Here is a 24,611-nt window from a genome sequence, read left to right as displayed (position 1 = left end):
GTTTTCATCGCAAAAACAAAAACCCGCCGAAGCGGGGTTTTTTACTCACTCTCTCTGCATCCTGCAGAGCAGCCATCCTGGCTAATCAATCATCCGTGATCTGATGCAGCACATCCTGTGCTCAAGTGATGCGCATAGAATACAGAGCAATACAGGAACGCCATAGCGCCAACCCTGGACACAGCGTGTAAGCCTTTTGCTATACCGAGCGGGAAATAGGCTGACGCGATCCCCCCGCTCCCAGCATTGGCAGATGGCAGAGCTCAGTTGCCGCTGGGAGCCTGACTTCCCTTTAGCCAGCAGAAGGACTCAGGACGAAGCATAAGTACCTGCCCTTGGGGAATCAGCAGATGTGGCGCCTGTTCGTATGGAATACATCCATATAGTGCCATCAGCGTTCGGATAATGCCCGCATGGGCAACCAGCACGGTGTCTTGCTTCAGATCTTCTCGAAAATAAGCCAGCCGAAGCAGGGCCTGGGCATAACTTTCGCCCTCTTCGAACTGGAAGTTAAAGGCGTCCTTTCTCCAGTGGGTAAAGGCCTCAGGATAGCGGCCCTCAATCTCATCCCAACGAAGCCCCTCCCATGTACCAAACGAAATCTCAGCAAGGCGTTCGTCGGCACGATACTGCTCGGGTGGCAACGTGAGCTGGGCCCGAACGATCTCCATTGTTTCACGGGCGCGAATCAGAGGACTTGAAGCGAAGTCCAGCGCACCAGGACTGGGTAACAGCCAATCGAGCAGAACCCCCACCGCCTGTGCCTGCTCTCGACCCTTGGCGTTGAGCGGTATGTCTCGGCGGCCCTGCATGCGACTCTCAACGTTCCAGTCGGTCTCTCCATGCCGGATCACATAGAGCGTTGGTGCCTGAGCAGTCATCACATGCTTCCTTATCGGATCAGTTAAGCGGCGGGACCACAAGCCTATCACTTCACCTCTTCATATAAACACCTTATGGCCTCTTGCCGTATCGGTAGCCTGAAAGAGCGCTTGATGGATGCGTCTACTATCAAAAGAGATCCAGCTGAACATCGATCAACCTGGCGAACCGGTCATTCACGAAAGGCAGGATAGCGTCAGCGATGGGCTTGAGCTGGCGCTCGATGTAATGGTCATAATCCACCGGCGATCGACGCGCTTCGAGCGGTTCCGGGCCGGCTTTCGTCATCAGGTAACTGATCCATCCGCCGTTCTGGTACTGCCTCGGTCGACCTTTTTCGTCGTTGTAAGCATCTGCCATGCGGGCCGCTCGTACATGCGGTGGCACATTGCGCTGGTAGTCATCCAGGCGACGGCGCAGGCGCTTACGATAGACCAGCAGCTCGTCCAGTTCGCCTGAGAGGGTCTGGCTGACATAGCGCTGGACGTAATCCTGGTAGGGCTCGGCATTGAAGATGCGTAGATAAAGCTCCCGCTGAAAGCGCTGGGCCAATGGCGACCAGTCGGTGCGTACCGTTTCGAGCCCTTTAAAGACCATCTCGTCCGTGCCGTCAGCGCCTTTTATCAACCCCGCATAACGTTTTTTACTACCCTCTTCAGCACCGCGAATGGTGGGCATGAGAAACCGATGGAAGTGCGACTCGAACTGCAACTCAAGGGCACTGGCAAGGCCGTAGGTCTCCTGTAGATGCTCGCGCCACCAACGATTGATGAGTTGGACAAGAGACCGACCTATTTGCTGAGCCTCGGCCTCGGCATGGGGCCGACCGAGCCAGACAAAGGTCGAATCGGTATCGCCGTAGATGACGGTATACCCCTGGGCCTCGATCAACTCGCGCGTCTGGTGCATGATTTCATGTCCGCGCATCGTGATTGATGACGCAAGACGGGTATCGAAAAATCGACAGCCGCTTGATCCCAATACACCGTAAAACGCATTCATGATGATCTTCAGAGCTTGGGAAAGCGCCTTGTTCTGTTCCCGCTTGGCCGCCTCACGCCCTTCCCACACACGCTCCACCATCGCGGGCAGACAATGCCGGGTGCGGGAAAAGTGCGCACCCTTGAAACCAGGAACAGCGTAGTCATCGCCGGGTTGGCGCAGCCCCTCGATCAGCCCCACCGGGTCAATCAGAAAGGTCCGAATAATCGACGGATACAGGCTTTTATAATCCAGTACGAGCACAGAATCATACAGCCCGGGCCGCGAGTTCATGACGAACCCTCCCGGGCTCGCCTCCGGCACCTTTTCGCCCAGATTGGGCGCAACGAAACCCTGCCGGTGCATGAGTGGCAGGTAAAGGTGCGTAAAGGCTGCCACCGAACCACCGCTACGGTCTACCGGCAGGCCCGTTACGCTGGCTCGCTCCAACAGGAAAGGCAGAAGCTCCGTCTTTTCAAAGATGCGGGTAACCAGCTCGCAGTCCTTGAGGTTGTAGCGTGCAAGCGAAGGTTTATCCTGCGCGAACATGCGATTGATCGATGCCATCCGTTGATAGGGATTATCGATGGCTTTGCCTTCGCCCAAGAGGCTCTGGGCAACATTCTCCAGGCTGTATGAGGAAAAGGACCACGTAGCTGAACGCAACGCTTCAATTCCATCGAGTATCAACCGTCCCGGTGCTGATACGAAATAGTGCCTATGTTCGCTCCCCTGCTCCCTCCATTCGACGGCCTCGTCACCACGCCCCAGCATGAGCGGCATTCCGAAGCGTTGCGCATGCTCCCGCAGGATGCGTAGGTCGAACTGTACGAGGTTCCACCCAATAATGGCGTCGGGATCATGCAAGGTGAGCCAACCATTGAGCCGCTCAATCAGCTCGGCACGTGTCTGGCAGTATTCCAGGCAGAAATCGACTGCCTCGGCGTCACCGTTAGCGGGTCCGAGCATATAGACCTGCCGCTGGCCACACCCGTGCAGACCTATGCAATACAGATCGCCTCGTTCATTAGTTTCGATATCCAGGGAGACCAATTTTAAATGCGGTCGGTAGTCAGGGGCGGGCTTGAGCTGGGCCCGCAGGACTACGCCGTGCGCATCAGGAGTACCGGAGAACCAGACAGGAGCTGTAATGAAGCGCTCCATCAGATATCGCTCGGGTGGCCGGATGTCCGCTTCGTAGATATCCAGCCCGGCGTCCTTGATCTGTCTGGCAAGCTGGATCAGCTGTCGATGCTGGTGGCAATAAAGCCCCAGGACTGGCCGATGACGAAAATCGGACAGCGCCAGCGGGCGTAGTTCCACCTCCCGCTCGTGCTCAATCAGTCGACGAATCGGCTCAACCTGTTCCAGCGGCACAAATGCAACGGAACGCTGCATGGCCAGGCGTACCCGCCGTGGTCCCTGATCGGTCGCCAACCAGAACTCTACTTCCGTACCGGCCGCTGTATCACGCCAGTGGCGGGTCAGAACGAAACCCTGTTGTAGATCCACCGCTACTTCCTCAGTACTAACCGCCGCATTCTACCCAGCTGCCGCGTCATGCCTGTATTGGTAACTCACGTGAACAAGGGATAGAGTTGGATACATGCGCCACGTGCGTTGGGAATCTTTTCGCGTCAGGGAGAAGCCAATGATACAAATTGCTGTGATTTCATAGCTCGCCGGTGGTCAGTACCGAAGAGAACACCCTGCACTACACGATCGCCTCGGCGATCATCATCCTGATGTTACACGCGTTAGCGTGGTGGTATTCGTCATAAGGAATCAAGCATGGCTCCAAGACACGTTATCAATGCCTCCGTCAGCCCCAAGGGGAGCCTGGAAACACTTTCGCAACGCGAAGTACAACAACTGAGTGCTGCCGGTTCAGGAAGCGTCTACACCCTGTTCCGCCAATGCGCCTTGGCGATCCTCAACACAGGCGCCCATAGCGATAATGCCAAGACCATTCTTGAGGCTTATCAGGATTTTGAGGTTCGCATCCATCAGCAGGATCGAGGCGTACGGCTGGAGCTGATCAACGCACCGGCAGATGCCTTCGTCGACGGCGAAATGATTGCCAGCACTCGTGAGATGCTGTTCAGTGCACTACGGGATATCGTCTACACCGAAAGCGAGCTGGAAAGCGTTCGGATCGACCTGAATACCTCGCAAGGCATTACCGATTACGTATTCCACCTGCTACGTAATGCCCGCACCCTGCGACCCGGTGTAGAGCCTAAGATGGTTGTCTGTTGGGGCGGCCATTCAATCAGCACCGAGGAATATAAGTACACCAAGCGGGTCGGTCATGAATTGGGCCTACGCAGCCTCGATATCTGTACCGGTTGCGGCCCGGGCGTGATGAAAGGCCCAATGAAAGGCGCCACGATTGCCCATGCCAAGCAGCGGATCTCGGGCGGTCGCTATCTGGGTCTGACCGAGCCAGGCATCATTGCCGCCGAAGCCCCCAACCCGATCGTTAACGAGCTGGTGATCCTGCCGGACATTGAAAAGCGTCTGGAGGCTTTCGTACGGGTTGGCCACGGCATCATCATCTTTCCAGGTGGAGCAGGCACGGCGGAAGAGTTTCTCTACCTGCTCGGTATTCTCATGCATCCCGAAAATGCCGGCCTACCATTTCCGGTGATCCTGACCGGCCCAAGCAGCGCTGCACCGTACCTGGAACAGCTACATGCCTTCATTGGCGCCACATTGGGCGAAGCGGCGCAAAAGCATTACAAGATCATCATTGATGATCCCTCTGAAGTGGCGCGTGAAATGGCCAAAGGTCTCAAAGCCGTCAAACAGTTCCGTCGCGAGCGTAACGATGCCTTTCACTTCAACTGGATGCTCAAGATTGAAGAGGGCTTCCAGCGCCCCTTCGATCCAACCCATGAAAATATGGCGAGCCTCACCTTGAGCCGCGAGATACCGCCCCATGAGCTGGCCGCCAATCTGCGTCGGGCGTTCTCAGGCATTGTGGCAGGTAACGTCAAGGACAAGGGTATCCGGTTGATCGAGCAATACGGTCCCTACACAATTCATGGTGACCCGGCCATCATGAAACCGCTGGATCATCTGTTGCAGGCCTTTGTGGACCAGCATCGGATGAAGCTGCCCGGTGGCGCGCCCTATGTACCCTGCTACCGTGTCGTCACCTGAGCCAGATCTGGGAGAGCAGCCCATGCTCTCCCAGCCCTCGAACAACAGGATGTTCCACGTCCGCTCACCCGTCATCCTTTTGTCATATTCTTTGGCTTTACTCAGCGATTTATTACTCCTCCGTTTTGGGCTGGCATGGATCAATCGCTGCTTTCAGGCGTGCAATACTCTGACCTTTCCGGAATCCTGTATGGATTCATATTCCGCCCCGGCGAGCCTGGCGAACAGATCGACACACTTCGAGTAACGGAGGCACTTGAGCGACTAGAGGAGCGAGACGAGTTTGTCTGGTTGCATCTGAACCTGGCCCATGCCGCTTGCAAACGCTGGATGATGACCCACCTGGATCTGCCCGACTACTTTTTTGAAATCCTGAGTGAAGGGTCACGCTCTACTCGTCTTGAACATGTCGATGCAACCCTGCTCGCGGTTGTCAACGATGTCGTCCTGAACTTCGGACAGGCTTCCTATGATGTAGCCACGCTGTATGTCTGTGCCAACCGGCGCATGCTGATCAGTGTACGGCATCAACCGCTTCGGTCGGTGGACCGCCTGCGCGCGGCGGTCAAGAAGGGCGAGGGTTTTCGCTCCCCGCTGGAACTCCTGATCCACCTGCTGCGTGACCAAGAAGAGGTACTTACCCAGATCGTTCGAGAAACCAACCTGAGTGTTGATCGTATCGAAGACCGCCTACTTTCTACCCGACTTGCCGACAACCGCGCCGAGCTTGGCAACATGCGTCGTACCCTGGTGCGAATCCAACGCCTGCTGGCCCTAGAACCCAACTCCCTGATGCGGCTGCTCAATCGCCCGCCGCGCTTTCTCATGGAGGAGGATGTAAGGGAGCTACGGGCAGCGACCGACGAGTTTTCACTGGTTATCAGCGACTTGGCCGTGCTGATTGAGCGGATCAAACTCATTCAGGAAGAAATCGCCGCACAGATCAACGAACAAACCAGCCGCACCCTTTTCACCCTGACACTGGTCACGGTGCTGGCCTTGCCGATCAATATCGTGGCAGGTTTCTTTGGAATGAACGTGGGCGGCATCCCCCTCGCCGATGCGCCTCACGGCTTCTGGATATTGGTCATCCTGGTTGCCAGCTTTACCTTATTGGCAGGACGCTGGGCCTTCAGGAAAAGAAACGACTATTGAGCGTCTTATTAGCGCGGGCTGACCCCGGCGATCAAAGGTGTTCCGCTAACCGGATCCTTCAATAGAACACAGCGGACGCCATATAAGGTCTCAACAAGCTCAGGGGTGACAATGTCGGCCGGGACACCTTCAGCAATAATACGACCAGACTGCATGGCGACCAGATGATCGGCGTAGCGGCAGGCCTGAGAGAGGTCATGTACCACCATGACCACCGTCTTGCCCGCATTGGCCAGCATGCGAATCAGCTCAAATACCTCCAGTTGATGCCCAAGGTCCAATGCAGAGGTTGGCTCATCAAGCAGGAGTAGCGGCGTCTGCTGAGCAATGGCCATGGCAATCCAGGCACGCTGGCGCTGCCCACCCGACATCGAGTCAAGCGGCCGCTCGGCCAGTTCAATCAGATCCGCTGCTTTTAATGCCGCATCAACAACAGCTTCGTCATCTGTAGACCATTGCCTTAGCAAGCCCTGATGAGGCTGCCGGCCAAAGCGGATTAGGTCAGATACGGTCAATCCATCCGGTGCGCTGGCATCCTGGGGCAGCAGTGCAAGCTGTCGGGCAACCTGCCGGGAAGGCAGCTCACCAATGACCTTCCCATCGAGTAGAACCGCACCCGCACGCGGCTTGAGCAGTCGAGCAAGACCCGCCAGAAGCGTAGACTTCCCGCACCCATTGGGCCCTACAATAGCGGTGACCCGCCCCGGCTGGATTTTAAGATTAAGCCCATTGATAATGGTCGTCTGACCATGAGCAAGCTCGAGAAGACGGGTCTCCAAAATAACCGAATGCTCGTTAGTCGCCATCAGCAACGGTGAAACAGTACTACTCATAACGACTTCCGGACAGGTTGACGCAGTAAAATCCAGAGCAGGTAAGGTCCGCCGATGACAGCAGTCACTACACCTACTGGAATTTCGATAGGAGCAAACCAGGTTCTTCCCACCCAGTCTGCCAGGATCATCAGAAGGGCTCCTGCTAATGCAGAGGTCACGATAGGGACACCGCGTTGTCCGACCAGATAGCGGGCCGCTTCGGGTGCCAGCAAGGCGATAAGCCCAACAGGACCGGCAACCGCGACCGCTAACGCCGTGAGCAGAACAGTTAGCATAAGAATCTGTACCCGGGCCAGGCGTATACGCACGCCCAGCCCGATGGCGACCGAATCGGAAAACCTGAGAACCTCTAGGGTGCGTCCCAAGATCTTGGCTAGCGGTAAACCTATCAGCAAACCAATAGCCAACAATTGAATCGAGGCTGGAGAGCGCGCGTTAAGACTGCCAACCGTCCAGGGATAGGCCTGGTTGGCCGCATCGATGGACGAACGTGCCAGCATCAGATTAGTCAAGGCGCCAAACAATGCACCAACTCCGATTCCAACAACAATGAAGCGATACCCACGTGCGCCTGCACCACCGCCCAAGGCAAACGCCATGGCCGCTGCGGTTGCCGCACCACTCAAGGCAAGGGCTGATGGCGCGAGGCTTGTCGAGACAGCAACGATGGAAGCGACAGCAAAGGCCGTTGCACCATTGTCGATACCAATAACCCCGGGCGTTGCAAGCCGATTACGTGCCAGGGTTTGTAACATGCACCCTCCCAACCCGAATGCGGCCCCTGTCAAAAGTCCAGCCAGGAGCCGGGGAAAGCGAAGCTCTTGAATCAAAAATAAATGCATGGGATCGCCGTGCCCGATGACAGCCTTCAGCGCCAGCCAGGGATTAAGCCCGGTTACGCCATACGCCAGGCTGATACCGCTCATGAGGATCAACAGCACCGTCAGGCACAGCGCAACGACACTGCCTCTCCGCGAGACGAGTACACTCACCTGACGGCCTGCCTGTAGCCACCAAAACCGAGCTGTAACTGGAGATGAAAAAGGTTTGGTCATAGGGAAGGCAGGCGATGTTGACGGACGACTATCATCAGGATTGGCGCACCGATGAAGGCAGTCACAACACCAATGGGAAGCTCGTAAGGTTTGACCAAAAGGCGCGACAAGATATCAGCCAATAGCAGCACCGCGGGCCCCAGGACAAGTGATAATGGAAGGACACGGCGGACATCAGGCCCGACCATTCTCCGCGCCAGGAACGGCACAACCAATCCGACAAAGCCAATAGGCCCAGCTACTGCAGTGGCAGTCCCTACTAAAATGGCAACGCCTAGTAGTGCGATCAATCGGGTCAATTGAGGGTGATGCCCTAATCCAATGGCCATACGCTCTCCCAAGCTCAAGGCGGCCAGGGGTCTGACCAAAGGGGCCACGACCAACAGGCCTGCCAGTGTGCCCGGCAGCGCCCAGGACAGGGTATCTGCGGGCCTGCCTGCCAAGGCGCCAATGACCCAAAACCGAATTTCATCGGCAGTACGCTGGTCATACAGGAGCAGTAAGGTACTGGCGGCGCCCAGAATTCCTGTGAGCGCCATTCCCGCCAGGATCAAGCGAACAGGGTCGGCGTCAAATCCGCGCACTTGAGTCACCGCCACAACGAGCAGGCATCCAAGCATGGCTCCAGTAATGGCCATGCCAAGATTGACAGTAGCTGCGCTGGCGCCGAGCGCAATGGCAACCACCATGGCAAAGGATGCACCAGCGCTAACACCCAGGAGTCCGGGCTCCGCAAGCGGATTGCGGGTTGCCGTTTGCAAAACGGCTCCACCAACGCCAAGGGCCATACCCACCAGAAGTCCCAGTAACGTGCGCGCCCCACGCAGCTCGAGGACAACAAAGCGAGCTTCATCGTCCCCACCCCCAAGCAAGACATTGATGCTACGGAGCACGGAAACTTCCCCAGCACCAAGCAGCAAGCTGGTGAGCAGAATCACCAGCAGCGTTAGACAACAGGCAATGAACGGAACACCCAAACGAGGCGAAGCGGACACCTTCATTTGAGAACGATACGCTCCACGTCATCCAGTACACGCTCAGCAGCCAGCGGACCTGACCCGCTGCTCCACACCTGCCCATCAACCGTGGCCACCTGCTTCGCCTGAACGGCCTTCAAGCGAGTAAAGGCAGGCTGCTTGCGAGCAGCCTCCAAGGCCTCGTCACCCTTCTCATTCAAGGTAGCCAGGAAAATCCAGTCTCCATCAGCGCTTGACAGGTTCTCAAGGCTCAAGATATCGCTATGAGGACGATCTTTGAGCTCTGAGGCCAGTTGCGTACTGGCAAAGCCTAGTTGCTCCAGTAACTGGCCTGCAAAGAGATGGCTCGACATGACCATCGGTCCCTGAGGATTCCAACGAACAACCGACAACACTTGCCCTGGTTTGACTTGCGTCTTCAATTTGGCAACACGCTGGTCTATCTGATCGAACTGCTTTTTCAATTCATCACTACGGTTGAGCGCCTGGGCATAAAGCTCTGCGTTGGCTCGCCAGTCAGCTAACGACTCCCCTCCTTTTGGTACTACCGTCGGAGCAATCAGGCTAAGTTTGGCATATTGTTCTTGCGGTAAATCCTGTCGCGCCAGGATAAGGTCCGGCTTCTGGTTGAAAACTGCCTCCAGATTAATTTCACGAGCCGTACCCACGATAGCGGGCTGCCCCGCCTGATCCTGCAGATAGTTTGATACGCTGGTGCCACCACGACTCGCCAGCGTAGCGACTGGTTTAATACCTACTGCCAGCGCGGTATCCATAGCCGCCTCATCCAGCACCACGACCCGCTTAGGTGTATCCGGGGTTTTCAGCTCGCCGTGGGCAGTGGAAACAGTAGCCGCCAAAGCCGAACCTGCTGTGGTAGTTAGCACGAGACTGCACAAAAGAACACTAAGACGGAAAATACTGGAATCAACACGCTTCATGACACAACTCCACAATAGAAATACGGCACGGGCAGCGGGTTAGCCAGGCGGCCCGATTTAATAACATTAAAACGAGGCGGTAAAGGAAGCAAAATACGCACGACCCGGCTCGTTGTATGTAACCGCACCGGCGCTCGAAGCGTTGCCCTCTCGATAGATGCGCTTGTCGAACAGATTATTCACACCAAAACGCACTTTGTAATGCTCGTTAAACTCATAACCACTGCTGACGCCTACCAACGTATACGGATCAATGTCCTTCTGGGCAGCAGCCTCATAATCCGTATTGGTACGCCGAGAGTATGAAGGAGCCTCCTGCTTTCCATAATGGGTAACATTAAGCTGTGCAGAGAGTTTTTCAGTGACGTACCAGTCCAGCGTACTGTTGATGGTGTATTTGGGAATAATGCTTAAAGGATCGCCTGTCTGCTTGTCCTTGGATTCGATCATATAGGTAAAGTTGGTGTTCCAATCCACGGTATCAGTCAGCGGAATGAACAGGTTGCCTTCAACCCCTTGGACAACCGCCTTACCGGTGTTCTCCCACTCCAGTACACGAGGCCCGGTGTCGCCCAATCGATAGATAAATTCGTTTCCGCCCACGATTTTGTTTTTGTAATCGTTACGGAAATAGGTCGCACTGGCTCTCCATGTTCCGACATCATAAGCCAGACCCAGCTCCTTATTGATGCTGATTTCAGGCTTTAAGTTTTCGTTACCGACCAGATAGCAGCCTCCGTTTCCAGACGTAATCGCTGTACAGCCGTTACCACGGCTGTACAGAAGATAGTTTGGATTGCTCTGATACAGATTCGGTGTTTTGTAAGCACGCGCAATCCCACCCTTGAACGTCAGTCGGTCCGTGATCTCATGGGACAAGTTAAGACTTGGGCTCCAATTATCACCATAGGTCTGATGGTCATCGAAGCGTAGTCCAGGGGTCAGCACCGTCCGGTCTGTAACCTGCACATTATCTTCAACATAAAAGGCGTAGCTGTTGGCTGTCGTCTTGGTCTGGGTGCGATCAAAACCTGCTATCTGGCCAGGCTCAGGATCAGAAGACTGAGCACGCAGAGAACCAGGGTCACTTAGCGACTCGTGTAAATACTCGGCGCCAATGGTTAAGACCTGAGGCATTGCGCTGTCGATAGGCAGATCAAGATTGCCAAAGGCGCGGGTATTGCGCAGGCGCGACATAAACGCGCCATCCCCTTCACTTGGCCCACCCTCTGTACGGCCTGAAAGTCCCTCGTTCAGACGCCAGTTGCGGGTGTAATCATAGGAAAGGCCCAGAGTGGAATTACCCCAGTCCCACGTTCCCTTATGCTTCAACGTAAAGCTGGAGCGCTGCAGTACATTGGTTTCATGGCCATACAGACTTCGAACAAAGGCATCGTTGCCGCCAGAGTTATTGAGCATCGTGTCGCCGGCATAAATGTTGCCCTGGCGGCTGTAGGAAGTTTCAAAATCGAGGACTTGCTGCGGATCAAGTTGCCAGCTGAGTAGCGCATTGATGTCCTTGTTGCGTACGCCTTCCCGACCCGCCGTGACACTACCTTCCGAGGCCTGATGTCCTTCATTGATGCTCAAAGCATCTGCATCAGTCCTGGCGATATTGCCATAGACTCGAAATGCCAGAGCTTCCGTCAACGGACCGCTCAGGTTGAAATTGGCACGGCGTCCGTTGCCTTCGTAGCCGCTTTCGGGTTCCAGGGCATAAAACGTCATCGAGCCATGCCATTGCTCCGTAGGACGCTTGGTAATGATGTTGATGACCCCACCCATGGCACCGGAGCCATAACGGGCCGCCGCCGGGCCACGCAGGATTTCGATACGCTCGACTTCTTCAGCTGGAACCCAGTTCGTCTCACCCCGCGTATCACGGTCACCGTCCCAACCATAGCGGACGGCATTTCGGGAGGTACTGGGCAGGCCATCGATCAGAATCAGCGTGTTCTCAGGCCCCATACCTCGCAAGTCGATTTGCCGATTGTTACCGCGCGCGCCACTGGCACTGTTGCCTGTGAGATTGACACCGGGCTGGCGCCGAATAATCTCCGACAGATCATTGGCCGGTGGTTGCCTGGCAATATCCTCTGCAGTAATCACTGAGGAACCCAAGGCCTGCCTGGCCTCTTCCTCGGCGGTACCCATAACCGTGGTAGCTTCCATCTCAACCGGCTCGCTGGAGCCATACTGGGCAAGCGCAAGGCCGGAATGACTGGCAAGAGCCCCACACAGTACGATGCTCAGTCGCGTGGATGAATGAGGAATACGCAGCATGACCAACTCCTGTTCTACAAATCTCGAAACGAGACCGCTCCAAAGTTGGCGCAAATGCTATTCATTCCCATTTGAGAAGAAAGCTTTTTTACAATCTATACAATTTCAGCAGCAGGCAAGCGCACGGTTACACGAAGCCCTGGATTGCAGTTTTCAGCCCAGATAGCGCCGCCCTGGATCATCAGTGCCGATCGGGCGATGGAAAGACCCAGGCCGAATCCGTCACCGCCAGGCCGGGCACCATTGAGCCGGGTAAACGGCTCGAAGATGTAGTCGAGCGCACCTTCTGCAACCCCCGGACCTTGGTCTTGTATCCACAGCAACCACTCGCTGCCCTCACAATGCCCCCCCAGAATCACATATCCTCCTTCCGGTGAGTAACGAATCGCGTTGCGCAAGAGGTTTTCCAGGGCACGGGCCAGACTATTCAAATGAGCTTGTACACAGCAATTGTCTGGTAAGCGATATACAAAAGCGTCTCGTGACCAACCAGTCTCGAAACAGGCATCCTCAATGAGGATATTCCAGAGCGACTGCATGCTGATCGGCTCGCATAGCAGCGAGGGCCTATCCGTATCCAGCCAGGCCAGCTCTAGTGTGGTCTCGACCAGCTCCTGCATACCGGCTAACTCACGCTCAAGGCGGGCACGCAACGTATTCGCATCCTCGGAGGACTCGCACAGCACACGCAGCCGTGACAGCGGTGTGCGCAGCTCATGGGACATATCTCGCAGAAGTCGTTGCTGGTAGTCGACATGACCTTCCAGCCGCTCCGCCATGTGATCAAAGGCGCGTCCCAGCTCACCCAGCTCATCGCTGCGAGCGCTTACGCCGATTGTAGGCTTTCTGCCTGAGCGACAAGCAGAGGATGCCTGCTCTTGGAGCCATCTCAAAGGCACCATGAGCTGACGATAGAGCAGAATACATAACAGAAACATGGTAGCCATGGGAAACAGCCCATGGATCACCAGACGGCCCAGAACGGAAGGCTTGCCGGACCACATGCGCTCGGGCAATTCCATTGCCAAACGGCCCGCTTCAGGGTGTTGAGGAAATGGAATATCCATTACAGGCAATTCGGTAGCACGGCCACTCAACGGCCAATCCAGACGGCGCATAAAGCTGAACCGATCGGCATCACTAGGCGTCAGAGCGCGCTGACCTAACGGCTGATAAAGACGATCAACTGCTACAGCCCAAACCTGTTCTCCCTCTCGGATACGTCGTAATGCAGTTTCAACGCCCTCCTTGCCTTGTGTCCTCCATGCCTGTTCAACGGAAGCAGCATAATTCAGCAGTTCCTCTTTATCGGCTTGTGCCAGTTCGTAATGACTGTGCTCCATGCTGCGTCCCCAGCTTAAGCTCAGCCAGACGATGACCAGACAGGCGGCGATGGTAAGACCAGACAGCTTCCAGAACAGGGAATGCCGATACGGGAGTCGTATCATGAAGACGAACACACCAGCACGTAGCCTTTCCCCCAGGCTGTACGAACTTCGCAAGCCGAGTAATCAATGCTCTGGAGCTTGCGGCGAATATGGCTGACATGCATGTCAAGACTACGATCGTAGCGTGAGTAGGCACGTTGCAGGGCTTCCTGATACAACACTGGTTTGCTGAGTACCTCTCCAGCGTGCCGGTTCAATAGCTCGAGAATACGAAATTCCGTTGTGGTCAGTTCCGCCCATTGCCCCTTATAAACCACATCGGTCCGGATAAGATCGAAGTACAGCTCTCCCTGCACGGTTGGCGCTGTCTCCATGGCCGAGCGCTCAAACGCAATGCGCCGGAGCAGCGCTCCGATTCGCACATCCAGCTCCGCCATGCTAAAGGGCTTGGGTAGATAATCATCTGCTCCCTTTTGAAAGCCGACGATACGATCAGACTCGCTACCCAGCGCCGAGACCAGGATAACCGGCACGGCACTATAGGAACGAATCTGCTCCAGTAGGTGAAGCCCATTGCCATTGGGTAACAGAATATCCAGTACTACCAGATCGAACACCTGCTCTTTCAACAGTGCGGCGACTCGACAGGCATCACTGCATAGCACTACCGCATGTCCCCTCGCCGATAGCTGAGCCTGCAGGTGCATACCCAACACCGGATCGTCTTCAACGACAAGAATATTGAGCAGGGAAACAAAGGAATTCATAGCGTTTGGGGAACAGCCAAAGGGTTTCAAAAGTACCCGTCCGAGGCTTTTTTCACGTAGACAGGTGTTAACACTGATGTTAACTCGAAAGCAGAAGAAGGGTATTGCTGCTCGTTAAGATACCCGGGCGGATCTTAATTAATGTCTTAAAATCGCCTGGATAAGGATATCGCAGTGCATATCCTTATCCATATAAGCCATGGATAAAGATCGAACTCAAGACTTGCGGCTGGCTTGGTACAAGGGCATCACCTTGGGGACGGCTGCTTGAATCGAGGCCATGCGGCTCTCATCAGAGGGATGCGTGCTCAGAAGCTCAGGTGTCTTATTGCCCATCCTGGCTGAGGCTTGTGCAAATTTCTGCCAGAGGCTCAACGCCGCATTGGGGTTATAGCCCGCCCGGGCAGCCAACTCCAGGCCAATCAGATCTGCTTCGTTTTCATTTGATCGACTGAACGGGAGAGATAAACCAACTTCCGTTACCTTATTCGCAATTTGCATTGACGATTGGTTAAGGCCTAGCAAGGCGCCACCAAGGCTTTGGCCTAGTTGCAATGCATACGCCCGAGACATTTTTTCCCTGCTGTGCTCACGGAGCGCATGGGCAATTTCATGCCCCATTACCGCTGCAAGCTCATCATCGGTAAGTTTTAGCTGTTGGATCAGACCGGTATAAACAAAGATCTTGCCGCCCGGACCGCAGTTGGCATTGAGTTCATCATTTTTGACAAGGTTGACCTGCCAATCCCAGGCAGCAGCATCGGGACGGAAGTAGCTAACCCTATCGATCAGCCGCTTGGCAATCGTACGGACACGCTTGCCCTCTGCTGTCTCGTTGGCGAGCGCACCGGATGATTTGGCCTTGTTGACTGAACTGGAATACGACTCTGCGTACATCTGATCAACCTGCTGGGCAGACAGCATGCTGAACATGTATTGCTTACGCTCGACCCCTACTGCTCCGCCACTGGTTGTATTGACTACCTGGCAGCCAGTAAGAAAAAGCGAAAACGAAAGACCCGTTATGAATAAGACACGACGCATATGCTTTCCCTAGCGTATGTTGAGCCGACCTACTTGTCAGCACGATAAATGAATCAAAAACAGCCTATGGCTGGTGCGTTAGTGTAATCGATTTAAATTCTAGAAACATATACCACCGCCTGATGAATAATTGACGCAGGCGCAAGCGAGGCCGTAAAGCAGAAGCGATACGGCGTCGTGGTATCTGAAAGGTTATCGCTCGATCAAAATCTTCAAGGTTGAAGCGCGCTCCGCATCCCAGTACGGCAGGGCCTGCTCGGCATCCTGGAAGGGAAACACCTTGGAAATCAGATCATCTGGAGAGTGCTCCAAGGTCTCCAGATAGCGAACGACGGCTGTAAAGTCTTCGGCTGTTGCATTACGGGAGCCCATGATGTCCAGCTCCTTCAGGTTGAACAGTTGCGTCTTGTAGGAAACCGGCTCCTTGGCATACCCCACGTACACCACACGTCCAGAAAAGGACACGATATCGATCGCCTGGGTAAACGTGGCCGGCAGGCCCACACATTCGATGACGACATCAGCCCCGTCACCGTCAGTCAGTGCTTCGATCTGCTTGTCCACATGACCAGACGAGGCCACGATAGTATGTGAAGCACCGTATTTACGCGCCATTTCGGTCTTGGTCTCGGAGACATCCATCGCGATGACTGTTGCACCCCGTGACACAGCTCCGGCCACAGCGCCCATGCCTATCATTCCACAGCCAATGACCACCACTCTGTCCCCCTTGGCAACCCGCCCGCGTCTCGCGGCATGGAAACCTACCGATAGGGGTTCAACCAGCGCCAGGTGCCGTGCTGGCAAGGTATCGTTCAGGATGAGCTTCTCGTAGGGCAGTACGATCTGCTCGGCCAACCCGCCGTTCTGCTGAACGCCGAGTGTCCGGTTCGTCTTGCAGGCATTCACGCGTCCCTGACGGCACGAGGTGCAGTGACCACATGCAGTGTAGGGCACCACAATGACGCGCCGCCCTGCACGATAGTCCAGCGGTACGCCCGGTCCTGCCTTGATGATCTCTCCACCGATCTCATGGCCAGGAATACGAGGCAGTGCCACCAACGGATTCAACCCTTTATAGGTATTGAGATCGCTACCGCAGAGTCCTACATGGCGAACCGCTACCTGAACCTCTCCAGGCCCTGGCTCGATGGCCTCGACCTCATGGAAGCGGCATTGCAACTCCTGTTCGATCATGAGAGCTTTCATAGGGATCCTTTCATTGTTGTGATTATCAGAGGTTTCGCCATTGTGAAACGACGTTTCATTTTAGAGTCTACTGTTAGGGGTCGGATCGTCAAGGTGCATATAGCGTTTACATTCAGCCAGGAATATCACCCTGCCTTGCAACATAGTCGTCAAGTTCTGGTCACATGAGTCGATTACCTTCAAGGTAGATCCAAGGGACTGCTGACTTGCCGGGTTGACCTGGCTCAACTTCCGACGAAGTAAGCGATAAATATGCGTTTTTGTAATACGGCCATCATTGAATCGTCATGCATATCGCATTACGCTCAGATGGTCGAAATCACTGGATTAACTCATGCGTGACGAAGCGTGCTCAGAAGGGCTAACGCGACTGGCTACCTCAGCGGTAATGAGAGGACGGCCTGAAAATGAAATTCTGGGTTGGATGCTGAACAACGGTATTCGTCCCTCTGCAGCCATCAAGGCGTTAACAAAGGCCAAGCGCCAGCGTCAGGAGTCAGGCTTGAAAAAGCTTAAACTCTCACTGGTATGCCTTTTTACCCTGATGTTCTCCACTGCCATTCTTAACATGGTGGATCTCTTGAAGTTCTAATGCAGAACCGGTTGGGCCGAATGACAGTGTGATCGACGGCCCACTTCGTACTTTATCGATTCGCCAAATAAAGCTGGCAGCGTGCATTATCTGTATGCATATACAGATTTCGATTGCCTCTGCGCTGCGGTTTTAGCATGCTTACGCTATTGTTGATTTGAATGACGATAGCTATGCGGCTCTTCCTGTGCGAAAAACCTTCCCAAGCCAAAGACATTGCCAAGGTGCTGGGCGCTACTCGCCGTGGCGAAGGCTGCTGGACAGGCCCACAGGCTACTGTAACCTGGTGTATTGGCCACCTGCTTGAAACAGCTCCGCCAGATGCCTATGACGATCGGTATAAGCGGTGGAATCTGCAAGATCTGCCTATCATCCCGGAAAAGTGGAAAATGCTCGTCAAGCCCAAGACCGCAAGCCAATTCAAGGCGGTCAAAAGGCTGCTTGGCGAAGCCCGAGAATTGATCATTGCAACAGACGCTGATCGCGAAGGCGAGATGATTGCCCGCGAATTGGTCGAACATTGTCGCTACAAGGGACCTATCCAGCGTCTGTGGTTGTCGGCGCTGGATGATGCTTCCATTCGTAAAGCGCTGGCTACGCTAAAACCCGGCGCCGATACCTTCAGCCTCTATCATTCGGCGTTGGGTCGCTCGCGTGCCGACTGGCTGATCGGCATGAACATGAGCCGTCTGTTTACATTACTGGGCCAACGGTCAGGGTATCAGGGCGTCCTGCCCGTAGGACGTGTGCAAACCCCTACCCTGCGACTGGTAGTCGACCGTGATCGCAGCATTGCCAACTTTGTGCCTGTACCGTTCTGGGCAATCGATGTGTTGTTGTCTGCCGAGGGCCATCAGTTTACGGCCCAATGGAAGGCTCCTGAGGATATCTGCGACGATCAGGGCCGCTGCCTGCGCCAGGATATCGCCCAAAGTGCAGCAGAGGCGATGCGCCAGACAGACACTGCTCAGGTGATGAAGGTACAGACCGAACGCATGCGTGAGCTTGCTCCATTGCCGTTTGATCTGGGCACGCTGCAAGAGGTGTGCTCGAAAAAGCTTGGCCTGGGCGCCCAGGAAACGCTGGATATTGCCCAGGCGCTATACGAAACCCATAAGGTCATTACCTATCCGCGCAGCGATTGCGGCTATCTTCCCTTGAGCCAGCATGGCGAAGCCCCAGCCATCATGGCGGCGCTTGAGCGCTCCGACTCCTCCCTTCTGCCTCTCAAGGCGCACCTGGACCTGAGGCGCCGCTCGCGGGCTTGGAATGATGCAAAGGTCAGCGCACACCACGGCATCATTCCAACCGCAGCTATCAGCAGCCTGGATCGACTGACGGGCAAGCACAAGGCAGTCTATACCTTGATCCGCGCCCGCTACCTGGCGCAATTTCTCCCAAACCATGAGTACGACCGTACTCAAGCCGATTTTGACTGCGCAGGACAGTTGCTCAGGGCTGTAGGCAAGCGCATCGTCGAGCCAGGCTGGAAGCGAGCCCTGCCGGAAGCACTTACGCCAGCAAAGGGAAAGGAAGCGCCAGCACCACAGCCGCTGCCCATGCTTTCCAAAGACCAGTTATGCGCTGTGGTGGATGTTCAGCTTAAAGACCTTTGGACACAACCGCCCAAGCCCTTCACCGAAGGTGACCTGATCAAGGCCATGAAGAATGTAGCCAAACTGGTGGACGACCCCAAGCTCAAGCAAAAGCTGAAGGACACCACGGGTATTGGGACGGAGGCGACACGCGCCGGGATCATTCAAGGGCTGCTGGACCGCGGTTATCTGACCAAGCAGGGTAAGGCTCTGCTCGCCACGCCTGCTGCCTTCAGTCTGATCGACGCTGTGCCTCGGGCTATTGCCGATCCCGGTACAACCGCTATCTGGGAGCAAGCGCTGGATATGGTTCAAACCGGAGAGATGAGCCTTGAAGAGTTCGTGACCAAGCAATCCGCCTGGATGAGCAAACAGGTCGAGCGCTGCATGGGGCTGAACCTGACCTTTAGCGGGCCGGCTATTCCAGCGGGACGTAAGTCCACGCCGTTCAAGAAGAAGCGCAAGGCGGCCCCGCGCAAGGCCTCAACCAAGACGGCATCAGGTAATGGCAAGCGGTCACGCCAGCCTGTCAGCCCGGCTTGATAAGAGGACACATCCGGTCACCTAGCGCCTAATTGATATCTTTTTAGCCTTACTCTTCCGTAGTAGCATTGCATTCTGTTTAATGCGTTCTCTTCATGCCCGTTGTACGCCATGCGCTTCTTGTCTGGCGTTGGCTGCTTTCAGGATCTGCAATGTCAAAATCGATTGGTATCGGCGCACTGGCACTGGCCACTATGCTGACCGGCCTGGCTGGCTGCTCGAACAACAAGCCTGCCGTGTACGAACACGAAAATTTCGATGACTCGGGTACGTTTTCGCGTAGCTATCCGGTAAACGATACGGCTGCCTGCGAAGCAGCTCGACGTGCGCTGCTCAGTCAGGGCTATATCATTACCAGCAATGATCCAAAGCTCGTCAGTGGCCGTAAGAGCTTTCAGCAGACCGGAGAGAACCACCTCGAAATCAGCTTTAATGTTGTCTGCACGGCCAATACCCCCAACGATCATGGTTCAACCATTTTTGCCAACGCGCTTCAGGACCGTTATGCGCTAAAAAAGCTCAATAACTCGGCGAGCCTGGGAGTAGGTGTGCTTGGATCAGTCTCGATGCCTATCGGCTCGACAAACGACTCCATGGTCAAGGTCGCCAGCGAGACGGTTACGTCAGGCAAGTTCTATAGCCGCTATTTTTCCCTGGTAGAAAGCTTCTTGCCGGCTCAGGCCCAAAAGGCCAACAAAGGAATACATCAAACAAAAGCAGCGCCCGCGCCGAGCCCACTCGCCAGCACGCCCTCTTCTGCACAGCCCAGCCAACCTGCACAGGCGCTGGCACCGAAGCCAGCCTCGGCGGCACCTGCTCCTGAGACACGCCCGGATCATGATGCGGGGTTTTCTTCTGTACCCGTACCATTGCCGCCCCAAGCGCCGCCCATTACACCTATCGACACGTCAGCCTTCGAGCAATTTACTGCGCCAGCCGCCGCTCCAGCCTCTCCCACAACCGAGCCCGCCGCTTCGCCAGCGTCGGCTGACACGCCCACTCCATCAGGTCAGCCTGAAACCCCCACGGCACCCTCGGATGACTTGCTGGAGCTGCTTGAAGAGTGAGGGTCGGGTATGACTCTGGATTGCCGAAAGCCTGCAAGGCGTTGAGGTCAAGAACTCTAACCATGCGCGCTACGTCTATAGCGTAACGCCGTGCAGGCAGTCGATAGAGTGACACCATGAAACAACGCACCGTTCAGGACGAAGGCAATACCACGTGGACCTGTGTAGAGGCTTTCTCGGGAGGAAGCCAGAAAACGGCCAAAGCGGCCAAGAGTCTTACCAAAGATGCCGAAGGCAACGTTACCGTGGTATGTACGCCTAGTGGTGGTGAGCAGTCAGTACGCGTGAGCTTGCCTGAAGCATGGATTGACAAGACGTCTGACCAAGCCCTGCTGGACGCCATTCAATCCGCCAAGGGTTAGTCCTGCCCTATCTTCCTCCAGAAATCGATTGAACTTAGCCTGGAACGCCTGCTTCGAAAGAGCTTCGATGGCAGGCTGATCTAGAGCGTACTTGTTTGCAGCATCGCTATCTCATCATCTGGATGGCTGCAATCCCTGGCGTTAAACCGAACCCAGCCACGTCCTATGCTGCCTTGAGCCATCGATCATTTACTTTGTCAAAGGACGAATCGTTATGGCTAAGATCACCATTGCCCAGCAGTTGGCTACCACACTGGAGCAGGCAGGCGTACAGCGTATCTGGGGCGTCACCGGAGACAGTCTGAATGGCCTGAACGATGCCTTGCGCAAGATGGAAACCATTGACTGGATGCATGTACGCCACGAGGAAACCGCAGCCTTTGCGGCCGGGGCGGAAGCAGCAGCTACGGGCAAGCTGGCGGTATGTGCAGGCAGTTGTGGGCCAGGCAACCTGCATCTGATCAACGGACTTTATGATTGCCACCGAAACCACGTACCGGTTCTGGCAATCGCTGCGCACATTCCCTCATCGGAAATTGGTCTTTCCTACTTTCAGGAAACCCATCCTCAGGAGCTTTTCAAGGAATGCAGTCATTTCGTTGAGCTCGTCAGTAACCCGGCACAAATGCCCGAAGTCCTGCATCGTGCCATGCGGGCCGCCATCCTCCAGCGCGGCGTTGCGGTCATCGTGATTCCCGGCGATGTGGCGCTGCTGGAAGGGGACGTCGGGAAGACCGCCTGGCCGGTTCTCAATCCGCCTCGCCTGATGCCTTCGGAGCAGGATATCAACAGACTCGCCACCCTGCTCGCGGATAGCAAAGCCGTGACATTGATGTGCGGTAGCGGCTGTGCGGGCTACCACGACGAAGTCGTTGCGCTGGCCGATACGCTCGGTGCACCTGTCGTTCATGCGTTACGGGGTAAAGAGCATGTCGAATGGGATAATCCGTTCGACGTTGGCATGACGGGCCTGATCGGCTTCAGTTCCGGCTACCATGCGATGCTCAATTGTGACACGCTGATTTTGCTCGGCACTGATTTTCCCTATCGTCAGTTCTACCCAACCAATGCCAAGATTGTACAGGTCGACATCAACCCTCAGGCATTAGGCCGCCGAACCGCCCTGGACTTGGGAATCGCCGCCGATGTAGGCGAAACCATTCGTGAGCTTTTGCCACGACTGGAGCGTCGTACCGATCGGCACTTCCTCGAAGATTCGCTCAAGCACTATGCCAAGGCTCGTGAGGGACTGGATGATCTGGCCAAACCCTCCCAACCCGGTCGACCTATTCATCCGCAGTACCTGACCCGGATCCTGAGTGAGCTGGCGGATGAGGATGCCATTTTCACGGCAGACGTCGGAACCCCAACGGTATGGGCTGCCCGATATCTGAAAATGAACGGCAAACGCCGCCTGATCGGCTCGTTCAATCATGGCTCCATGGCCAATGCCATGCCTCAGGCGATAGGGGCTCAGGCAGCTTATCCCACGCGCCAGGTTATCTCGATGTCCGGTGACGGTGGTTTCGCCATGCTCATGGGTGATTTCATCTCGCTGGCCCAACTGGGTCTACCGGTCAAAGTGGTGGTTTATGACAATGCCACATTGGGCTTTGTCGCCATGGAAATGAAAGCCAGCGGTTATCTGGATACTGGTACCCAGTTGCAGAACCCGGATTTTGCTGCGATGGCCAATGCGATGGGCGTCAAGGGAATTCGTGTCGACAGCGCCGAACAGCTGGAACTTGCTTTACGGGAGGCCCTGGCCCATGACGGCCCGGTACTGGTCGATGTCGTGACGGCTACGCAGGAGCTTGCCATGCCGCCCGCCATCAAGCTCGAGCAGGCCAAAGGCTTCAGCCTTTATCTGTTACGAGCGGTTATGAATGGCCGTGGCGATGAAGTCTTGGAGCTGGCACGTACCAATCTGGTGCGCTAGCGCCGCTGTGCAAAAAAGTTCACCACGCACACCGTGTGGTGAACTTGAATGTTTCAAAAGATGAGCGAGAACTCAGATCCAATAATGTAAAGGCATTTGGATTGCTCATTGCCGCTGCGCTCCCTATGATCCGCGCCTTTATGAGCCACGCGTGATCGCCGGCAGGTTTTACTCTGCGGCCCGGCCTATTGACTCTCGTCAGTTCTGAGCCCCGGCAAACTCGGCATGCTCTTCCTTATTTACTGACGGCTACTCCTATGACGACCTTGAACCCAACCGACGCACTCAAACTGATTCTGGAAAAACACGGCCTGACCGGTGCTGTATATGATGGCTGGGTAGCGCCCAACAATCAGCTCCCGGCCATACGTGCCCGCTGGTATCCCGGCGAAGGCAGCGGGCGCCTGGATATTCATGTGATGGTCGAAGAGGGCGTGCTGGTCGAAGAGATTTTTGCAGGTATCGGTGAGGGTGATGAGGGGCTGGCAAATGCCTTCGAAAACTTTATCGCCAACTCATTGCATGTCTTGTTGGCAGCGTTCTGGGAAGTCGATGCAGCCGAACACGTTTCGGTTGAAAACTGGCTGATCAATGAGCGCCGCTACCGGGCCTATGTAGGCAACCTCGGAATCCGCGCCGCCAAAGGAAGCACCAGCGAGCTGCCGGAGAATCTGGTGCCGTCGATTCATACCACCATTCAAAACATGCCGTTGAAAGGCAACACCCACTGGTTTCGTACGTTCTTCTGCAACTACAACCAGGAGCACCGCTTTGAGGCACTCAGTGACAATATTCATTGGGAAGAAGGTGCTTCGAACCTGCAGGCGCTTCCGTGGAGCCGTGACGATGGTTACTTCAGCGTACGCAATTTCGTGGTGCTGCGGGCAGTCTAACTCAACAGCCTAGCGCCAGAGCGGTTTATTCAATGAACCGCTTTGGCGCTATCGGCAGTATCGGTGAATCATACCTGTAAGCCATCAAGGATCTCGCTAAGTGATCATCAACGGTGCTTCCCTTGATCAGGTGCCAGTAACTCTCTAGCTAGCTTGGCAAAATGGCGATCCGTTTGCGAAATCCTTTCGTATAGCGATACGCAGAGGGTTCATTTGCCCTTTCGAAACGCGGTTATGCCAAAATTCCCGGATCGCTATCTCAACGAGGCCTGGTACGCGCGACCAACGCCTGGACGGTATTGTTTTTGAGACAATACCTGGATTATCAGGACCGCAACATGCTTGAACCGAACGAATGGATAACCCACTACGGCTACCTGGCCGTCATGGTCGGGCCGCTTATCGAAGGCGACGGCTTGGCCATATTGGCAGGTGTGGCTGCCCGCCATGGTTATCTGAATTTTTTCCTGACCATCCTGATGACGGCCATTGGCGCAATGATCAGTGATCAGTTCCTCTTCTTCATCGGAAGGCGATATGGCGATCCCGTCCTGAAGAAGTTTCACCGTCATCAGCACCGAATCGAGCGAGCACGCCAACTGATTCAGCGCTATCCATCGCTATGGGTAATCGGGACGCGGTTTGCGTATGGCTTCAGAACCATTGGCCCAATCATCATCGGCACCAGCGGCATCCCTGCCAGACGCTTCGTACCACTGAATATCGTTGGCGCCTTTCTCTGGGCAACCATCATGGTCAGTATTGGCTACGGTGTGGGAGAGTTCGTGCAACGGCTTTTTGCAACCCAGCCACATGCCGGACTATGGCTGGCAGGAATAGCCGCCACCTTACTGGCTATCGTTGCCGCAATCTGGTTCGTCCGTCGGCGTCGCCACGCCTGATCCTGTCACCCAGCCTTGGCAAGAGGCTGGGTAAT

General features: G+C 55.3%; 20 protein-coding genes. 9 read left to right on the top strand and 11 right to left on the bottom strand.

The genetic code is table 11. The annotated features are described in order from the left end of the window. Positions 1-263: 263 nt before the first annotated feature. The gene (locus HMPREF1487_RS21960; RefSeq protein WP_010798951.1) at positions 264-881 is read right to left on the bottom strand and encodes a histidine phosphatase family protein; all 618 of its coding nucleotides are present in this window, start codon (positions 879-881) and stop codon (positions 264-266) included. A 130-nt stretch (positions 882-1,011) separates the two neighbouring features. Next, a complete protein-coding gene (locus HMPREF1487_RS21955) occupies positions 1,012-3,375 on the bottom strand; it encodes a DNA polymerase II (RefSeq protein WP_010798950.1) in 2,364 nt (787 codons plus the stop codon). 279 nt (positions 3,376-3,654) lie between these two features. Between HMPREF1487_RS21955 and ppnN the strand changes: the two genes are divergently transcribed. Together ppnN and HMPREF1487_RS21945 are read left to right on the top strand one after the other, a co-directional pair. Beyond that, entirely contained in the window at positions 3,655-5,028 is a 1,374-nt protein-coding gene (gene ppnN / locus HMPREF1487_RS21950; RefSeq protein WP_010798949.1) for a nucleotide 5'-monophosphate nucleosidase PpnN, read from the top strand. 135 nt (positions 5,029-5,163) lie between these two features. Then, positions 5,164-6,183 carry a transporter gene (locus HMPREF1487_RS21945; RefSeq protein WP_010798948.1) on the top strand — a complete coding sequence of 340 codons (1,020 nt, stop codon included), beginning with the start codon at positions 5,164-5,166 and terminating at the stop codon, positions 6,181-6,183. Positions 6,184-6,191: 8 nt separating this feature from the next. Here HMPREF1487_RS21945 and HMPREF1487_RS21940 read toward each other — a convergent pair whose 3' ends face one another. From HMPREF1487_RS21940 to HMPREF1487_RS21900, 9 genes are all read right to left on the bottom strand, one after another. Further along, positions 6,192-7,016 carry an ABC transporter ATP-binding protein gene (locus tag HMPREF1487_RS21940; RefSeq protein ID WP_010798947.1) on the bottom strand — a complete coding sequence of 275 codons (825 nt, stop codon included), beginning with the start codon at positions 7,014-7,016 and terminating at the stop codon, positions 6,192-6,194. Further along, positions 7,013-8,074, bottom strand: a complete 1,062-nt coding sequence (locus tag HMPREF1487_RS21935) for a FecCD family ABC transporter permease (RefSeq protein WP_010798946.1) — start codon at positions 8,072-8,074, stop codon at positions 7,013-7,015. Before HMPREF1487_RS21935 ends, HMPREF1487_RS21940 begins: the two co-directional genes overlap by 4 nt. Beyond that, a complete protein-coding gene (locus tag HMPREF1487_RS21930; protein WP_010798945.1) occupies positions 8,071-9,075 on the bottom strand; it encodes a FecCD family ABC transporter permease in 1,005 nt (334 codons plus the stop codon). The genes HMPREF1487_RS21935 and HMPREF1487_RS21930 overlap by 4 nt, the downstream gene beginning before the upstream one ends. Next, a complete protein-coding gene (locus tag HMPREF1487_RS21925; RefSeq protein WP_010798944.1) occupies positions 9,072-9,992 on the bottom strand; it encodes an ABC transporter substrate-binding protein in 921 nt (306 codons plus the stop codon). Before HMPREF1487_RS21925 ends, HMPREF1487_RS21930 begins: the two co-directional genes overlap by 4 nt. Before the next feature lie 66 nt (positions 9,993-10,058). After that, positions 10,059-12,275, bottom strand: coding sequence for a TonB-dependent siderophore receptor (locus HMPREF1487_RS21920; RefSeq protein ID WP_010798943.1), 2,217 nt, complete (start codon positions 12,273-12,275; stop codon positions 10,059-10,061). 95 nt (positions 12,276-12,370) lie between these two features. Continuing rightward, complete coding sequence (locus tag HMPREF1487_RS21915) at positions 12,371-13,723, bottom strand: sensor histidine kinase (protein WP_010798942.1); 1,353 nt, start codon at positions 13,721-13,723, stop codon at positions 12,371-12,373. Next, a complete protein-coding gene (locus HMPREF1487_RS21910) occupies positions 13,720-14,430 on the bottom strand; it encodes a response regulator transcription factor (protein WP_010798941.1) in 711 nt (236 codons plus the stop codon). The genes HMPREF1487_RS21915 and HMPREF1487_RS21910 overlap by 4 nt, the downstream gene beginning before the upstream one ends. Positions 14,431-14,646: 216 nt before the next feature. Then, positions 14,647-15,474 (bottom strand): M48 family metallopeptidase, encoded by an 828-nt coding sequence (locus HMPREF1487_RS21905; protein WP_010798940.1) that lies wholly within the window; start codon positions 15,472-15,474, stop codon positions 14,647-14,649. 192 nt (positions 15,475-15,666) lie between these two features. After that, positions 15,667-16,683 (bottom strand): zinc-binding alcohol dehydrogenase family protein, encoded by a 1,017-nt coding sequence (locus tag HMPREF1487_RS21900; RefSeq protein ID WP_010798939.1) that lies wholly within the window; start codon positions 16,681-16,683, stop codon positions 15,667-15,669. A gap of 334 nt (positions 16,684-17,017) precedes the next feature. Between HMPREF1487_RS21900 and HMPREF1487_RS21895 the strand changes: the two genes are divergently transcribed. From HMPREF1487_RS21895 to HMPREF1487_RS21865, 7 genes are all read left to right on the top strand, one after another. After that, a complete protein-coding gene (locus tag HMPREF1487_RS21895; protein WP_010798938.1) occupies positions 17,018-17,275 on the top strand; it encodes a hypothetical protein in 258 nt (85 codons plus the stop codon). Positions 17,276-17,448: 173 nt separating this feature from the next. After that, positions 17,449-19,413 (top strand): DNA topoisomerase III, encoded by a 1,965-nt coding sequence (locus HMPREF1487_RS21890; RefSeq protein ID WP_010798937.1) that lies wholly within the window; start codon positions 17,449-17,451, stop codon positions 19,411-19,413. Positions 19,414-19,565: 152 nt separating this feature from the next. Continuing rightward, complete coding sequence (locus HMPREF1487_RS21885) at positions 19,566-20,480, top strand: DUF2242 domain-containing protein (RefSeq protein ID WP_010798936.1); 915 nt, start codon at positions 19,566-19,568, stop codon at positions 20,478-20,480. 116 nt (positions 20,481-20,596) lie between these two features. After that, positions 20,597-20,842 carry a hypothetical protein gene (locus tag HMPREF1487_RS21880; protein ID WP_010798935.1) on the top strand — a complete coding sequence of 82 codons (246 nt, stop codon included), beginning with the start codon at positions 20,597-20,599 and terminating at the stop codon, positions 20,840-20,842. 214 nt (positions 20,843-21,056) lie between these two features. Beyond that, complete coding sequence (gene poxB / locus HMPREF1487_RS21875; protein WP_010798934.1) at positions 21,057-22,781, top strand: ubiquinone-dependent pyruvate dehydrogenase; 1,725 nt, start codon at positions 21,057-21,059, stop codon at positions 22,779-22,781. 257 nt (positions 22,782-23,038) lie between these two features. Further along, positions 23,039-23,674: a DUF6348 family protein gene (locus HMPREF1487_RS21870; RefSeq protein WP_010798933.1), complete on the top strand. Its 636-nt coding sequence runs from the start codon at positions 23,039-23,041 to the stop codon at positions 23,672-23,674. Positions 23,675-24,012: 338 nt separating this feature from the next. After that, on the top strand, positions 24,013-24,576 hold the full coding sequence (locus HMPREF1487_RS21865) for a DedA family protein (protein ID WP_010798932.1): 564 nt from the start codon (positions 24,013-24,015) through the stop codon (positions 24,574-24,576). The last annotated feature ends 35 nt before the right edge of the window (positions 24,577-24,611 follow it).

Origin of the sequence: Pseudomonas sp. HPB0071, assembly GCF_000478505.2 — a bacterium.
GTDB lineage: Bacteria > Pseudomonadota > Gammaproteobacteria > Pseudomonadales > Pseudomonadaceae > Chryseomonas > Chryseomonas luteola.
This window is presented reverse-complemented; position numbering and strand designations above follow the sequence as displayed.

What these genes read in the sequence shown, in the direction of transcription:
- HMPREF1487_RS21915 (WP_010798942.1), bottom strand. Translation starts at nt 13,723, where the DNA reads ATGATACGACTCCCGTATCGGCATTCCCTGTTCTGGAAGCTGTCTGGT.
- HMPREF1487_RS21895 (WP_010798938.1), top strand. Translation starts at nt 17,018, where the DNA reads ATGCGTGACGAAGCGTGCTCAGAAGGGCTAACGCGACTGGCTACCTCA.
- HMPREF1487_RS21880 (WP_010798935.1), top strand. Translation starts at nt 20,597, where the DNA reads ATGAAACAACGCACCGTTCAGGACGAAGGCAATACCACGTGGACCTGT.
- HMPREF1487_RS21900 (WP_010798939.1), bottom strand. Translation starts at nt 16,683, where the DNA reads ATGAAAGCTCTCATGATCGAACAGGAGTTGCAATGCCGCTTCCATGAG.
- ppnN (WP_010798949.1), top strand. Translation starts at nt 3,655, where the DNA reads ATGGCTCCAAGACACGTTATCAATGCCTCCGTCAGCCCCAAGGGGAGC.
- HMPREF1487_RS21910 (WP_010798941.1), bottom strand. Translation starts at nt 14,430, where the DNA reads ATGAATTCCTTTGTTTCCCTGCTCAATATTCTTGTCGTTGAAGACGAT.
- HMPREF1487_RS21930 (WP_010798945.1), bottom strand. Translation starts at nt 9,075, where the DNA reads ATGAAGGTGTCCGCTTCGCCTCGTTTGGGTGTTCCGTTCATTGCCTGT.
- HMPREF1487_RS21940 (WP_010798947.1), bottom strand. Translation starts at nt 7,016, where the DNA reads ATGAGTAGTACTGTTTCACCGTTGCTGATGGCGACTAACGAGCATTCG.
- HMPREF1487_RS21890 (WP_010798937.1), top strand. Translation starts at nt 17,449, where the DNA reads ATGCGGCTCTTCCTGTGCGAAAAACCTTCCCAAGCCAAAGACATTGCC.
- poxB (WP_010798934.1), top strand. Translation starts at nt 21,057, where the DNA reads ATGGCTAAGATCACCATTGCCCAGCAGTTGGCTACCACACTGGAGCAG.
- HMPREF1487_RS21960 (WP_010798951.1), bottom strand. Translation starts at nt 881, where the DNA reads ATGACTGCTCAGGCACCAACGCTCTATGTGATCCGGCATGGAGAGACC.
- HMPREF1487_RS21925 (WP_010798944.1), bottom strand. Translation starts at nt 9,992, where the DNA reads ATGAAGCGTGTTGATTCCAGTATTTTCCGTCTTAGTGTTCTTTTGTGC.
- HMPREF1487_RS21920 (WP_010798943.1), bottom strand. Translation starts at nt 12,275, where the DNA reads ATGCTGCGTATTCCTCATTCATCCACGCGACTGAGCATCGTACTGTGT.
- HMPREF1487_RS21870 (WP_010798933.1), top strand. Translation starts at nt 23,039, where the DNA reads ATGACGACCTTGAACCCAACCGACGCACTCAAACTGATTCTGGAAAAA.
- HMPREF1487_RS21885 (WP_010798936.1), top strand. Translation starts at nt 19,566, where the DNA reads ATGTCAAAATCGATTGGTATCGGCGCACTGGCACTGGCCACTATGCTG.
- HMPREF1487_RS21865 (WP_010798932.1), top strand. Translation starts at nt 24,013, where the DNA reads ATGCTTGAACCGAACGAATGGATAACCCACTACGGCTACCTGGCCGTC.
- HMPREF1487_RS21905 (WP_010798940.1), bottom strand. Translation starts at nt 15,474, where the DNA reads ATGCGTCGTGTCTTATTCATAACGGGTCTTTCGTTTTCGCTTTTTCTT.
- HMPREF1487_RS21935 (WP_010798946.1), bottom strand. Translation starts at nt 8,074, where the DNA reads ATGACCAAACCTTTTTCATCTCCAGTTACAGCTCGGTTTTGGTGGCTA.
- HMPREF1487_RS21945 (WP_010798948.1), top strand. Translation starts at nt 5,164, where the DNA reads ATGGATCAATCGCTGCTTTCAGGCGTGCAATACTCTGACCTTTCCGGA.